A 13,585-nucleotide genomic window follows, 5' to 3' on the forward strand; every position below is an offset into this window, starting at 1 on the left:
CCGGTGCGTCGAGTCGACAGCGGAACGGCGCCGGCCCGTCGTATCGGTCGCGTCCGCCGGGTTCCGGTCGCACTGCTGCTGCCCGCCGCGATCGGCCTGCTGTTCCTCCTGCTGCCCCTGGTCGGGCTGCTGGCCCGTACGCCCTGGGCCACGCTGCCGCAGCGGCTCACCGAGCCGGGCGTACTCACCGCATTGCGGCTGTCGGTGCAGACCGCCACCCTCGCCACCCTGCTCTGCCTGGTCCTCGGCGTGCCCCTGGCCTGGCTGCTGGCCCGGGTGCCGTTCCCCGGCCGCCGGTTGGTGCGCGCCCTGGTCACCGTCCCGCTGGTGCTGCCACCCGTGGTCGGTGGCGTGGCGTTGCTGCTGGTCTTCGGCCGTCGTGGCCTGGTCGGCTCCTGGCTGGACGAGACGTTCGGGATCACCGTGCCGTTCAGCACCACCGCGGTCGTGCTGGCGCAGACGTTCGTCGCCATGCCGTTCCTGATCCTCGCGGTGGAGGGCGCGCTGCGCGGTGCCGACACCCGGTACGAGGAGGCCGCCGCCACCCTGGGTGCCGGCCGTTGGATCACCTTCACCCACGTCACGCTGCCGATGGTCGCGCCCGGGGTGGCCGCCGGGGCGGTGCTGGGCTGGGCCCGCGCGCTCGGTGAGTTCGGCGCGACCATCACCTTCGCCGGCAACTATCCCGGCCGTACCCAGACCATGCCGGTGGCCGTCTACCTCGCCCTGGAGACCGACCTGGAGGCGGCCATCGTGCTGAGTCTCGTGCTGCTCACCGTCTCCGTGGTGATCCTGGCCAGCCTGCGGGACCGGTGGGTGAGCACGCCATGACCTGGCTGCTGGACGCGCATCTGGTGGTCGACCGGGGTGGCTTCCGGCTCGACCTGCCGCTGACCATCGCCCCCGGGGAGGTGGTGGCCCTGCTCGGGCCCAACGGCGCAGGCAAGACCACCGCCCTGCGCGCCCTCGCCGGTCTGCACCCGCTCTCCGCCGGGCACCTCACCCTCGCCGGCCGCGACCTGGATCGTCCCGGGCACCGGGCCTGGGTACCCACCGAGCGGCGGCCGATCGGTGTGGTCTTCCAGGACTACCTGCTCTTTCCCCACCTCAGCGCGCTGGACAACGTCGCCTTCGGGCCGCGTCGGCACGGCCTGAACCGGCAGCAGGCCCGGCAGCGGGCGACCGCTTGGCTGGCCCGGATGAATCTGACCGAACAGGCCCGCCGCAAGCCCCGCGAACTCTCCGGTGGGCAGGCCCAACGGGTGGCGCTGGCCCGCGCACTGGCCGTCGACCCGGCGCTGCTGCTGCTCGACGAGCCGCTGGCCGCCCTCGACGCCCGTACCCGACTCGACACCCGAGCCCAACTGCACCAGCATCTCGCCGCCCACCCGGGAGCCACCCTGCTGGTCACCCACGATCCGCTGGACGCCCTGGTGCTCGCCGACCGGCTGGTGATCATCGAGGACGGCCGGGTGGTCCAGGAAGGCGATGCCGCCACCATCACCGCCGAACCGCGTACCGACTATGTGGCCCGCCTGGTGGGGCTGAACCTCTACCGGGGACATGCCACCGGCCACCAGGTCCGGCTCGTCGACGGGCACGTGCTGACCATCGGCGACCGGTACGAGGGGCAGGTCTTCGTGGCCTTCGCCCCGACGGCCGTGGCGCTGTACCCGCACCGACCGGAGGGCAGCCCTCGCAACACCTGGCCGGCGACCATCACGGGCATCCAGCGGCACGGCGACAATCTGCGGATTCAACTGACCGGTCCGATCGAGGTGGCCGCCGACGTCACTCCGGCCGCCGCCGCCCACCTCAAACTGGTCCCGGGCCAACCGGTCTGGGCCGCCGTCAAGGCCACCGAGACCCGCGCCTACCCCGCCGTGACCGGAGCGGGCGTTACCGTCGACTGATGTCCACCGGGCAGCAGGTACGGGTCTGGGCGCCGCCGGTCAGCGGGATAACCGAGGTGCTGCACGCCCGGTTCACCGAGCACGCGTACCCCATGCACACCCACGGCAGCTGGACGTTGCTGGTGGTCGACGACGGGATCGTCCGCTACGACCTCGACCGTCACGAACACGGCGCGTTCCGGCAGGTGGTCACCCTGCTGCCGCCGGGGGTCGCCCACAACGGCAGCCCGGCCACCCCGGGCGGATTCCGTAAACGGGTCCTCTACCTCGACCCCGAGCAGCTCGGCGACCGGCTGGTGGGCCGCGCCGTGGACCAGCCCTCGTTCGACGACACGGCGCTGCGGCGGCGGATCGACCTGCTGCATGCGCTGGTGGCGGCACCCGGTGACGAGTTCGCCGCAGAGGTGCAACTCGCCGTCGTCCGCGACCGGCTCCGGGCCCACCTCACCCGACGTACCCCGCAGGCACCGGCGGTGCGCGACACGCGGATCGCGCGTCGCCTGCGCGAACTGCTCGACGAACACGTCGTCACCGGGCTGACCCTGCGGGACGCCGCCGAGGCCCTGCACGCCCACCCCACCTATCTGGTGCGCGCCTTCTCCACCGCGTACGGACTCGGGCCACACCAGTACGTGATCTCACGCCGGGTGGACCTGGCCCGACAGTTGCTCCGGGAGGGTCGGCCCGCCGTCGAGGTCGCGGTCGCGACCGGCTTCTACGACCAGGCACACCTGAGTCGACACTTCAAACGGATCCTCGGCTACCCGCCCGGCCGGTACTCCACCGTGCGCCGGATCACGGGTGCATCCGGGCACCCTTGATGACCTTGTCCACTCCGTTGCGGGGGCCGTACACCGCCAGGCCGGTCAGGTCCAGGTCGGCGCGGCCGACCGCCCGTACCGCCGCCCGGTTGTCCCGGTCGTTCCCGGTGCCGAACAGGTCCGAGGTGAAGACCGCCAGCGGCAGGTTCCGCCCGACGGCACGCTGGTGGGCGGCGGTCAGCACCTCCTTCGACCCGGCGAAGACCAGCACCGGCTGCCGGAACATCGGCAGGTAGGGCGTGTCGTCGGCGTCGGCGTAGGGCTCGCCGATCACCTCGGGCGCTGCCCGGGAGATGCCGCTGACCAGGAACGCCGTCATGTTCAGCCGCTGCCAGACCGGCAGGTCGTCGCGGAGCAGCACCGCGATCTTGGTGTCGAAGCGTACGGGCTCGGTGCCGGTTTCCATGGCGTCGAGTGTGATCGCCGTATCCGGGCCGGGTCTTGTACGAATCTTCCCTCTGCGGTGGCGGCACCACGGGCTCCGCGACGTGGCGTCAGTCCGGTGGGCGTAGCCGGACCCGGCGCAGCAACTGGGCGTTGAGCGCCACCACGATCGTCGAGGCGGACATCAACACCGCCGCCACCGCCGGGCTCAGCGCCACCCCGGCCCAGGCCAGGACCCCGGCGGCCAGCGGCAGCGCGACCACGTTGTAGCCCGCCGCCCAGGCCAGATTCTGGACCATCTTCCGGTACGCGGCCCGCGACAGCCGGATCACTCCGGTCACCCCGCGCGGGTCGGAGGAGGCGAGCACCACCCCGGCGGACTCGATCGCCACGTCGGTGCCGGCCCCGATCGCGATGCCGACGTTCGCGCGGGCCAGCGCCGGGGCGTCGTTGACCCCGTCCCCCACCATCGCCACCCGCAGACCCCGGCGTTGCAGGTCGACCACCGCGTCGTCCTTCTCCGCCGGCAGCACCTCCGCGAACACCTCGTCCTCACCGGCCCGGAACCCCAGGTCGGCGGCGACGGCCTCGGCGACCGGACGGGCATCTCCGGTGATCATGACGATCTTCCGGATGCCCTGCCCGCGCAGGTCGGCGATGGCCTGCCGCGCTTCCGGCCGTACCTCGTCCTCCAAAGCAAGCGCACCGAGCACCTCCGCCCGCCCGTCGGATTTCTGGTTGGCGGACAGGCGCAGCAGGTGCAGTACGGCCGCACCCCGGCGGGACCACTGCTCCTGCCGTCGGGTCAGTGCATCGGGGACGGTGACGCCGAACTCCCGCAGCAGCGCCGGCCCGCCCACGGCGTAGCTCACCCCGTCGACCTCGGCGCGTACGCCCCGACCGGCCAGCGCCTGGAAGCCTGTCGCCGTCCGCCGGAGCCCCTGCGCCTCGGCGGCGGCCACGATCGCCCGGGCCAGCGGATGCTCGCTGTCGGCCTCCACCGCCGCCGCGATCGCCAGCACCTCCCGCTGCCCGGCCGTCTCCTGTCCGTTGCTGTTCTGGGTGGATGGGTCGGCGGTGGCGGCGATGGCGGTGACGGTGTGTGCCCCTCGGGTCAGCGTTCCGGTCTTGTCGAACAGCACCGTGTCGACGGTGCGCATCCGCTCCAGCGCCAGCCGGTCCTTGACCAGGATTCCGCCCTTGGCGGCGACCGCCGTGGACAGGGCGATCACCAGGGGAATGGCCAGGCCGAGCGCGTGCGGGCAGGCGATGACCAGCACGGTGATCGTACGCACCACCGCCTCGCCGAGGTTGCCGAGCACGGTCCACACCAGCAGGGTGACCAGGGCGGTGGCGGTGGCGATGTAGAACAACCAGGCGGCGAAACGGTCGGCCAGCACCTGCGCCCTACCACTGGACTGCTGCGCCTGCGCCACCAGCCGCTGGATGCCGGCGAGTGCGGTGTCGTCGCCGACCGCGTCGACGCGTACCCGAAGGGATGCGTCGGTGGCGACGGTGCCGGCCACCACTCGATCACCGGTCGCCCGCGCCACCGGCCGGGACTCGCCGGTGATCATCGACTCGTCCATCTCGGCCTGGCCATCGAGGACCTGACCGTCCGCCGGCACCCGTGCACCGGGCCGTACCAGCACGGTGTCGCCCACCCGCAGGTCGGCCACCGACACCCGCTCGGCCCGACCGTCGTGGGTGAGCCGTTCCGCGTCGTCGGGCAGCAACGCGGCAAGCGCCGACAGAGCACCCTGGGCCTGGCCGATCGCCTTCATCTCCTGCCAGTGGCCGAGCAGCATGATGGTGACCAGCGCCGCCAACTCCCACCAGAAGTCCAGGTCGAACGCGCCGAGCGCGGTGGCCAGCGACGCCAGGTAGGCGACGGAGATCGCCATCGCGATCAGCAGCATCATGCCGGGGGCACGGTCGCGGATCTCGCGCACCGCCCCTTGGAGAAAGGGCCAGCCGCCGTACGCGAACACCACAGTGCCCAGCACCGGCCCCACCAGGTCGATCCCGGGGAAGTCCAGTTCGTAGCCGAACCAGTCCATCACCATGTGGCTGGTGACCACGATCGGTACGGTCAGCGCCAGGCTCAGCCAGAACTTGCGCCGGAACGCCTCCGGATCGTGCCCCGCATGCTTGTCATGCCCGCCATGCCCCGCATGCTTGTCATGCCCGCCGTGCTGCCCCGCATGCCCCCCGTGCTCGCTGTCCCGCGTCATCCCATCCCTACCTCCCCGCTCACCATATACCCCCAAGGGGTATATCGGAGGGGATCGGGGATCGGCTTACTGGAGGTGGAATCGTTTGTTGGTGGCCAGGGATGCCAGTTGCGGTACGGAGAACGGCAACTCGGGGCGGCTCTGGAGGGTGCTGTCGTGGTTGGTGGCCTGCGCGACAAAGACCACCACGCCGTCCGGGTGCCGGTAGGCGGCCCACTGGTCGAAACGGTCGTCGTCGCCGGGGTTGACGACCACGCCCACCTGTGCGGCTGCGACGGTGACCACTTCGCAGTCGCCCTGCATGCCCCAGAACTGGCGGGCCAGCTTGCACGGTTCGGTCGACAGTTGATTGCCTGCGGTGTGGACCTCGACCATCACGCGGCCCGTCCATTCACCCTTGGCGAGGGTGACCTCGGACGAGTAGCTCCACACGTCGACCTCGTCGATCGACTGTTCGTACTGCGCCTGGTGAGAGGGGACCTCCGGGGACTCCGGCACGGTGTAGCCGGCCGGCACGACGGCGCGGAGCTGGTCGAGAAGTTCGGCGCCCCGGTCGTACCTGGTGCCGGCCCGGGCGGTGCGATCCTGCTGCGGGAGACCGTCCGGCCCGGTCGGCCACGGGGAGGCGGTGTCGTCCTCGGACGAGGGCGCCCCGATCATCGCGGGGCTCCATCCGCCGGCACCCGGGACGGCGAAGGTCCCGAAGAAGCCCACGGCCACCACCGCCGCCGCGGAGCCGACGCAGGCCCGGACGGTACGACGCCGGTTGCGGGCCCGGCGGGCGCTGCCCAGCATGGTCTGCGTGTCCAGCGGCGGTGGCGAGGAGACGCTCGCCATCTCGTCGCGCAATGCCTCGCGCAACTGCTGTCCGTCCATCGTTACCCTCTCTCGGTGCCGCTGTACGTGGGTGACAGGAGGCCGCGCAGCGTGTCCAGGCCGCGGGCGGCCTGACTCTTCACCGTCCCCGGTGAGCAGCGCAGCAGGTGGGCGACCTCGTCGACCGGCAGGTCCTCCCAGTAGCGCAGGACCAGCACGGCCCGCTGGCGAGGCGGTACGGCGGCCAGGGCCTGGAGCATCACCAGCCGGTTCTCCGGTGCGTCGGTGGGAGCCGGATGCTCAGGGTCGGCATCGTCCAACTGCTCCCGCCGCCACCAGCCGCGCCGTCGCTCGTCGAGGAAGGTGCGGACGATGATCTGGCGCAGGTAGGCGTCGAGCACCTCGTGCCGGGAGACCCGGTGCCAGGCCAGGTACAGCTTGGTGAAGGCGGTCTGGACCAGGTCCTCCGCCCGGTGCCAGTCGCCGCAGAGCAGGTACGCCGTGCCGCGCATCGCGCTGGACCTCGCCGCGAAGTACTCCGCGAACGCCGTGTCGCGATCGCCCATCCAGGCCTCCGATCCCCGATTCGAGTTAGTCACGCCAGCTGCGGCTCGCGGGGTTGCATCACATGGTGAGTCGGGCGACGCCGACGTCGACGTACTCCGGGTGTTGCACCCTGGTCGGGTGGGTGACGTGGCGGAACTGGTGGAGCGGATCTGGCGGACGGACGCGGCCGGCATGCTCGGGGTGCTCAGCCGTCGGCTCGGCGATTTCGACCGGGCCGAGGAGGCGTTGTCCGACGCGCTGGCTGAGGCCCTCGCTCGCTGGCCGGGCGAGGGGGTGCCGGAGCGCCCCGCCGGTTGGCTGGTCACCACGGGTTGGCGAAAGGCGCTGGACCGGCTGCGCCGCGACGCGGTCGGCCGCGAGAAGCTGGCCCGACTGGCCATCGAGCCACCGCCGGAACCGGGCGTGGACGACCGGCTCGCCACCATCTTCGGCTGTTGCCATCCGGCGCTCACCGAGTCGTCCCGGGTCGCGTTGACGTTGTCCGCCGCCAGCGGCCTGAGCACGGCGGAGATCGCTGCCGCGTTCATCGTGCCGGTGCCGACGATGGCGCAACGGCTGACCCGGGCCAAGCGTCAGCTGCGGGAGCGGGGGGTCCGGTTCGAGGCACCGCAGCCGCACGAGTACCCCGACCGGCTGCCGGCCGTACTCTCGGTGATCTACCTCGTCTTCAACGAGGGGTACCTGTCCAGCAGCCGGTCAGCACAACGGCGCGAGTTGGCCCGCGAGGGCGTCGAGCTGGCGCGCCAACTGGCCGGGTTGCTGCCCGGCGAGCCGGAGGCGGCCGGTCTGGCGGCGTTGCTGGAGTTGCACCAGGCCCGCGCCGCCGCGCGGTTCGACTCGTGGGGCCGCATCGTGCTGCTCGACCAGCAGGACCGGCGGCGGTGGGACAGGCCCGCGATCGAACGGGCTGCGCTGCGGCTACGCGCGGCGGTGCGCCTGGGCCGAACCGGGCCGTACCAGTTGCAGGCCGGCATCGCCGCGCTCCATGCCCTCGCCCCCTCGTACGCGGACACCGACTGGACCGACGTGCGGGCCTTGTACGACCGGCTGTACGCGGTGGACCCGTCGCCGGTGGTCCTGCTGAACCGGGCGGTGGCCACCCGGTTCGCGCTGGGCCCCGCACCGGCGTTGGCCGAGGTCGAGGCGGTCGGGGACCGGCTCGCCGGCTACCACCTGTGGCACGCGGCCCGGGCCGATCTGCTGGCCGCGCTGGACCGCCCGGCCGAGGCGCTGACGGCGGCCGAACGGGCACTGGAGCTGGCGACGAATCCGGCCGAGCGGGAGCTGATGTCGCGTCGGGTGGGTGAGTTGAGGCGCCGGTGAGCCGGCCCTTCGGCGTCGCCGCGGTCAGCTGCCGGTCACCGGGCGGACCTCCACCGCGCTCATGCCGGGCGACAGCGGCCAGGTGGCCGCGATCCGGGTGGCCTCGTCGATGTCGTCGCACTCCAGCCGGACGATGCCGCCGATGACCTCCTTGAGTTCCAGGTACGGGCCGTCGGTGACGACCGGCTGGCCGTCCGCGCCGGCGCGAACGGTCCTCGCCGTGTCGCGGGGCTCCAGCTCGGCCCCGCCGCTGACGACCTTGCCGGTCGGCTGCCACCGCTCGAACCACTCGGAGATCTGCGTCATCACCTCCTGCTCGTCGGCCGGCGACAGGGTGGTCCACTCGCGGTCGTCACCGAAGATCAGCATCGCGTACTGCATGGGTGCTCCTCATGATGGAAGACGGCGTCCTCCCTGTGACGAACGGCCGGCATCGGTCCTCGACACGATCGACTGAATTTCTGCCGAGGCGGTCGGCGGAGGCGGCGCGGTCTACCGGTGTGGTGTGGGTGGGCTGACCGACTCGCCGTCCACCAGGATCGTCACCCGCTCCGGATAGAACGCGGTAAACCCGGCGATGTTGGCGACGCTGGGCAGCGGGTCGGGGTAGTACCAGGCGATGTTCCGCCCGGCGGCTCCGGGCACCTGCCTCAGCGACCAGTACGAGGCGACCCCCTTGTACGGGCAGCGGGTGTGGTGCTCGGACGGCAGCAGCAACTCCTGGACCAGGTCGTCGGCGGGGATGTAGTAGCGGGTGGGCAGCCCGGTCTCGAAGAGCAGCACCGGGCGTCGGGTGTCGGCGAGCACGACTCCCTCGTGGGCCACCACCACGTGCCGTGTGCTGGGCAGCGAGTCGACGCGGGAGAACGGGTCACGTGGGTGTACGAATACTTCCTCGTCTTCCTCGTACCATCGCTCGACGCCCTGGCCGAACCACTCCCGCCAGGCGAGACACACGGTCTGTGCGAAGACGTCGCCGGGGTAGGTCCAGGCGGCGTTGGGCAGGGTGACTCCGTCGACGGTCAGGTCGTGGAAGCTGCTGCCGGCCCGGCTGCCGGGCTCCGGTGGCTGTTCGGCGGGCCGCAGAGTGCCGCCGACCAGGTCGGCCAGCGGGAAGACGTAGAACGGCACGGGCAGTCCGGGCTCCCAGACCAGCAGCGGTCGGCGGCTGTCCACGACGACGGTGTCACCGATGCGGCCGCGGACCCACCGTTCGCTGTGGTGGTAGGTGAGTCGGTCCTCCGGTGGGGCGAAACGCGGTGCGGGCGCGAGCATGGGCAACCCCCTCGGCAACACGTGTTATCTGACGTGTTCCACAGTCAATGCTTGTATTTCCTAGTCTCTACTGCTCTCTTGGAATCCTACATACGTGTGCTGTTCGCTGGCACCGGACGAGGGAGTGACCCGGTATGGGCAATGAGCCGAAGCAGCGGCCTCGGATGACCGCTGAGATCGAAGGTGACTTCGCAGTCTTCATCACCGGCATGCGGATCAACCGGTACTGGAAGATCCACAAGTGGTACCCGAACTTCCGCGACATGCGCAAGATCCTGATGGCGCTGTTCAGCGACCCGGAGAACGGTGCACTCTGCGCCCACCACGCCTGGACTCGCCGGGGGCCGATCCTGATCGGCTACTTCCGTAGCGTCGAGCAGCTGGAGCGGTTCGCCAACGACCCGCAGCAGCCGCACGCGGAGGTCTGGGCGCGGTACTTCAAGCGGATGAAGAACAACGGCGACGTCGGGGTCTGGCACGAGACGTTCGTGGTCCGGTCCGGCGAGTACGAGGCCGTCTACGACTACATGCCGTCGCCCACCGGCCTGGCGATGGGTACGTCCCACGTACCGGTCGAGCGCCGCGGCGATCTCGCCGTGGACCGTCGTGCCACGGGTGCCCGACTGGCGAAGGAGCGGACGGCCGCGCAGACAGCCGGGGACGGGAAGGCCGCCGCCGGTCGTACGCCCTCGGAGTGAGGCCGTACGACCGACGACGGCGTTCTGGTTCGACCCTCGTTGAGGGTTGCCACAGGGTTGCCTGACGCCCGTCGGGTCCGCCGGCTGGCGGCGGACCCGACTCGGGCACCGGACGAGCGCGGCTCAGCCCTGATGCTCGACGCGGCGGGGGAGCAGGAAGCTGGCGGCGATGGCCAGCGTGAACACGACGATCTGGTAGACCAGTGCCCGTACGGTGGTCTGCTGGTAGGCGGTGCGGTTCGCGATGAACTGCAACTCGTCGTGCCGGTCCGCGACGTCCGCGCCGGACTGCGACGCCACAGCGCGGCAGGCAGCCACATCGGCTTCCGGGTTGGCGGCCTTGATCCGCTCGTCGAAGCAGGCGCGGGCGCTGTCGGCAGCGGCATCGACAGCCGCCACCGGTACGCCACGGGCGCTCAGTTCCTCCTTGACCGTGTTCCGAAGGTCGTCGCCGACGGCGGGCGACTGCACGGCCAGGGCGATGAAGAAGACCATGCTGCTCAGCGCGATGCCGATGGCGGCGCCCATCTGCTGCACGGTGTTGAACACCCCGGAGGCGGCACCGGCGCTGTGCAGTGGCACGTCGTTGAGCGTGTAGGTGAGCAGCGGGGCGAAGGTCATGCCCATGCCCGCGCCACCGAGGATCAGCCCGGGCGCGAGCGCCCAGGGGGTGATCGTGTCGAACTGGTGGATCACGGTGATCAGGATGACCATCGCCGCGATCAGCATGACCAACCCGAGTTGCAGGCCGAGCCGCCCGAGCTTCGGCGTGATGTGGCGGGCGGAGATGGCGGTGAACAGCGGAACCGCGAAGCCCCACAGGACGCCGATCAGGCCAGCCTTGATCACCGAGAAGCCCTGCCCGAACTGCAGGTAGAGGGTGTTGACCAGGAAGAACGGCATGACGCCGCTCATGAACAGCAGGGAGACGGCGAGACCACCGCGGAAGGAGCGGTGGGAGAACAGCGAGATCGGGATCAGTGGCGACTCCGTCTGACGGCGCTGTACCGCGACAAGTGCGGCGAAGGCCAGCAACGAGGCGACCAGGCTGATGAGGGTCCACGCCGGCCAACCCTGCTCCGGTCCCTGGATGAGCGGGAACACCAGCAGCAGCATGCCGAGACCCACCAGGATGGCGCCCTTGACGTCCAGCCGTTGGGCCGACTCGCCCTTCGACTCGGGCACCAGCTTCACGGTGATGAAGAGACACACCGCAGCGATGGGCAGGTTCACCAGGAAGATCGTGCGCCAGGTGAGGCCTGCGATGTCCACGGCGGTGAGCAGGGCGCCCACGATGGGACCGGCCACCGTGCCGACGGCGAAGACGACGCTCAGCGCGGAGAAGGCGCGGCCCCGTTCCTGTGGCGGATACATGACCTGGAGGATCGACAGCACCTGCGGGACCATGAGCGCGCCCATGCCGCCCTGTACGAAGCGGGCCACGATCAGCTGTTCCGGGTTCGCCGCGATCCCGGCGACGAGCGAGGCGGCGGCGAAGCCGACCATGCCGATGATGAAGATCTTCTTGCGCCCGTAGATGTCGCCGAGCCGGCCACCGGTCACCAGCATGGTGGCGAAGGCGAGGGTGTACCCGCCCACCATCCACTGCATGTCGGAGCTGGAGGCGCCGATCTCCTCCTGGATGGTCGGCAGCGCGACGTTGACGATCACGATGTCGAGCAGGTCGAGCAGCAGGCCGACCAGAACGGCGACGAGGGCGATGGTGCGCGCCCGGCCGGCGATCGGTGCCGGCTGCGCGGGTGGATCCGCAGGCGTCTCCGCAGGGCTGGGGGACGGTCGCGTCCTCGATGGTGTCATTCGCGTACCTTCCATGATCGTTTTTACGCGTCTCTGCCGGCTGGGAAGGCGGTACGACCAGCGCGGACACCGCTGCTGCTTCGGATGCTGCAAGACAGGCTATCTACGGTGTGTGAGAGTGTCTATCAAAGATGCCTCTGGTTTCCTACGAGGCTTTGATGGGATTCTGAAAAGACGCGTACGACCGGTTACCCGCCCCGACGTGAGGAGCGCGCGATGGGAATGAGCCAGCCACCCACGCACCTGTTGCCCGAGCCTGCGCTGTGGATCGGCGAGGAGCGGGTGGTGGACTCCTCCGGCGGGCGGACAGACCACGTCTACGCCGCGACCGGGCAGCCGACGACGCAGGTCGTGCTCGCCGGACCGGCCGAGATCGACCGGGCCGTGACGCTGGCGCGGGAGAGTCTGCCCCGGTGGCGGGACAGCTCGGCCGAGGTCCGGCGCGACGCGTTGCTGCGGCTGGCCGACCTGTTGCTGGTGCATGCCGAATCCCTCGCCGCGTTGCAGAGCCTGGAGATCGGCCTGCCGATCCAGCTCGCGCGACGGCTGCCCGCGCTGGCGGCCGACCACCTGCGGTACTACGCCGGGTGGTGCGACAAGATCGGCGGCGAGGTGCTGCCCACCTGGCCCGGGCGCAGCCTGGACTACACCCTCGACGAGCCGTTCGGCGTGGTGGCCGGGATCATCCCGTGGAACGGCTCGCTGATGTCGATGGCGCAACTGCTCGGTCCGGCGCTCGCGGCCGGCAACGCCGTCGTGGTCAAGCCGTCGGAGCTGGCGCCCTTCGTCGGCCCGCGCTTCGCCGAGCTGGCGGTGCAGGCGGGGGTGCCGCGGGGTGTGGTGGTGGTCGTGCCCGGTGGGCCGTCGGCCGGCGCGGCCCTGGCCGGGCACCCCGGCGTCGACAAGGTCCATTTCACCGGCAGCGGGGCGACCGGTCGGCAGGTGCTCGCCGAGGCGGCCCGGAACCTGACACCTGTGGCGTTGGAACTGGGTGGCAAGTCCCCGCACCTCATCTTCGACGACGCCGACCTGCGGTCGGCGGCCCGGTACGCGATGAGCGGAGTGGTGGCCCTGTCGGGGCAGGGCTGCGCGAACGGCACCCGCCTGCTGGTCCACTCCGCGGTCCGGGACCAGGTGCTCCAGACGTTGACCGCACGACTGCGCCGGGTGCGGGTGGGCGACCCGGCCGACGAGACCACCGTGATGGGTCCGGTGGTCTCCGGGCAGGCGTGCGACCGGATCATCGGGGTGATCGACCGGGCCCGTACGGCCGGCGCGCAGCTGCTGGTGGGCGGTGGTCGGTGCGGTGGCGACCTCGCCGACGGCTTCTTCGTCGAACCCACCGTCTTCGTCGACGCCGACCGCGACACCGAACTCGTGCAGGAGGAGATCTTCGGCCCGGTGTTGGCGGTGTCGAGCTTCGACACCGAGGACGAGGCGGTGGAGCTGGCCAACGCCACCCGATACGGCCTCGGGGCGTACCTGCACACCAACGACCTGCGCCGGGCTCACCGGATCAGCCGCGCGGTCGCCGCCGGCAGCGTGTGGGTCAACGGCGCACCGGGTCTGATGCCGTCGGCACCGTTCGGCGGGGTGAAGCAGAGTGGTTCCGCGCGTATCGGCGGCCTTGCCGGGCTGCGCGAGTTTCTCCGGCCGAAGAACGTGTGGATACCGGTCTGAGCACCCACCGCCCACAGGTGATCTTGCTAACACCAGGAGGCTTCGAGGTGCTCTTC

At 70.9% G+C, this 13,585-nt stretch carries 13 protein-coding genes; 6 read left to right on the forward strand and 7 right to left on the reverse strand.

The genetic code is table 11. The features are described from left to right. Positions 1–3 precede the first annotated feature (3 nt). Genes VAB18032_RS02375 through VAB18032_RS02385 form a run of 3 tightly spaced genes read left to right on the forward strand, consistent with a single transcriptional unit; the run spans position 4 to position 2,734 of the window. Positions 4–831 carry an ABC transporter permease gene (locus tag VAB18032_RS02375; RefSeq protein ID WP_013731174.1) on the forward strand — a complete coding sequence of 276 codons (828 nt, stop codon included), beginning with the start codon at positions 4–6 and terminating at the stop codon, positions 829–831. After that, positions 828–1,913 carry an ABC transporter ATP-binding protein gene (locus tag VAB18032_RS02380; protein ID WP_013731175.1) on the forward strand — a complete coding sequence of 362 codons (1,086 nt, stop codon included), beginning with the start codon at positions 828–830 and terminating at the stop codon, positions 1,911–1,913. The genes VAB18032_RS02375 and VAB18032_RS02380 overlap by 4 nt, the downstream gene beginning before the upstream one ends. Then, positions 1,913–2,734, forward strand: coding sequence for a helix-turn-helix transcriptional regulator (locus tag VAB18032_RS02385; RefSeq protein ID WP_013731176.1), 822 nt, complete (start codon positions 1,913–1,915; stop codon positions 2,732–2,734). The genes VAB18032_RS02380 and VAB18032_RS02385 overlap by 1 nt, the downstream gene beginning before the upstream one ends. Here the strand turns inward: VAB18032_RS02385 and VAB18032_RS02390 are convergent. From VAB18032_RS02390 to VAB18032_RS02405, 4 genes are all read right to left on the reverse strand, one after another. Further along, the gene (locus tag VAB18032_RS02390; RefSeq protein ID WP_013731177.1) at positions 2,709–3,140 is read right to left on the reverse strand and encodes a DUF2000 domain-containing protein; all 432 of its coding nucleotides are present in this window, start codon (positions 3,138–3,140) and stop codon (positions 2,709–2,711) included. The genes VAB18032_RS02385 and VAB18032_RS02390 overlap by 26 nt on opposite strands. Before the next feature lie 88 nt (positions 3,141–3,228). Then, positions 3,229–5,352 (reverse strand): heavy metal translocating P-type ATPase, encoded by a 2,124-nt coding sequence (locus VAB18032_RS02395; protein WP_013731178.1) that lies wholly within the window; start codon positions 5,350–5,352, stop codon positions 3,229–3,231. Between the two features lie 66 nt (positions 5,353–5,418). Then, entirely contained in the window at positions 5,419–6,228 is an 810-nt protein-coding gene (locus VAB18032_RS02400) for a hypothetical protein (protein WP_013731179.1), read from the reverse strand. Positions 6,229–6,230: 2 nt separating this feature from the next. Beyond that, complete coding sequence (locus VAB18032_RS02405) at positions 6,231–6,734, reverse strand: SigE family RNA polymerase sigma factor (protein WP_013731180.1); 504 nt, start codon at positions 6,732–6,734, stop codon at positions 6,231–6,233. 118 nt (positions 6,735–6,852) lie between these two features. Between VAB18032_RS02405 and VAB18032_RS02410 the strand changes: the two genes are divergently transcribed. Next, positions 6,853–8,058 (forward strand): RNA polymerase sigma factor, encoded by a 1,206-nt coding sequence (locus VAB18032_RS02410; protein ID WP_043719494.1) that lies wholly within the window; start codon positions 6,853–6,855, stop codon positions 8,056–8,058. A 24-nt stretch (positions 8,059–8,082) separates the two neighbouring features. Here VAB18032_RS02410 and VAB18032_RS02415 read toward each other — a convergent pair whose 3' ends face one another. Then, positions 8,083–8,439: a YciI family protein gene (locus VAB18032_RS02415; RefSeq protein ID WP_013731182.1), complete on the reverse strand. Its 357-nt coding sequence runs from the start codon at positions 8,437–8,439 to the stop codon at positions 8,083–8,085. A 111-nt stretch (positions 8,440–8,550) separates the two neighbouring features. Then, positions 8,551–9,333, reverse strand: coding sequence for a DUF427 domain-containing protein (locus tag VAB18032_RS02420; RefSeq protein WP_013731183.1), 783 nt, complete (start codon positions 9,331–9,333; stop codon positions 8,551–8,553). Positions 9,334–9,497: 164 nt separating this feature from the next. Here VAB18032_RS02420 and VAB18032_RS02425 point away from each other — a divergent pair, with 164 nt between their 5' ends. Beyond that, positions 9,498–10,031: a DUF4188 domain-containing protein gene (locus VAB18032_RS02425; RefSeq protein ID WP_013731184.1), complete on the forward strand. Its 534-nt coding sequence runs from the start codon at positions 9,498–9,500 to the stop codon at positions 10,029–10,031. Between the two features lie 123 nt (positions 10,032–10,154). On the opposite strand, the gene VAB18032_RS02430 is transcribed toward VAB18032_RS02425, so the two are convergent. Continuing rightward, positions 10,155–11,849, reverse strand: coding sequence for an MFS transporter (locus tag VAB18032_RS02430; RefSeq protein WP_013731185.1), 1,695 nt, complete (start codon positions 11,847–11,849; stop codon positions 10,155–10,157). A 216-nt stretch (positions 11,850–12,065) separates the two neighbouring features. Between VAB18032_RS02430 and VAB18032_RS02435 the strand changes: the two genes are divergently transcribed. Further along, entirely contained in the window at positions 12,066–13,529 is a 1,464-nt protein-coding gene (locus VAB18032_RS02435) for an aldehyde dehydrogenase family protein (protein WP_081476004.1), read from the forward strand. Positions 13,530–13,585: the final 56 nt, after the last annotated feature.

The sequence above is a fragment of the Micromonospora maris AB-18-032 genome, from assembly GCF_000204155.1.
In the GTDB taxonomy this organism is placed as follows: domain Bacteria; phylum Actinomycetota; class Actinomycetes; order Mycobacteriales; family Micromonosporaceae; genus Micromonospora; species Micromonospora gifhornensis.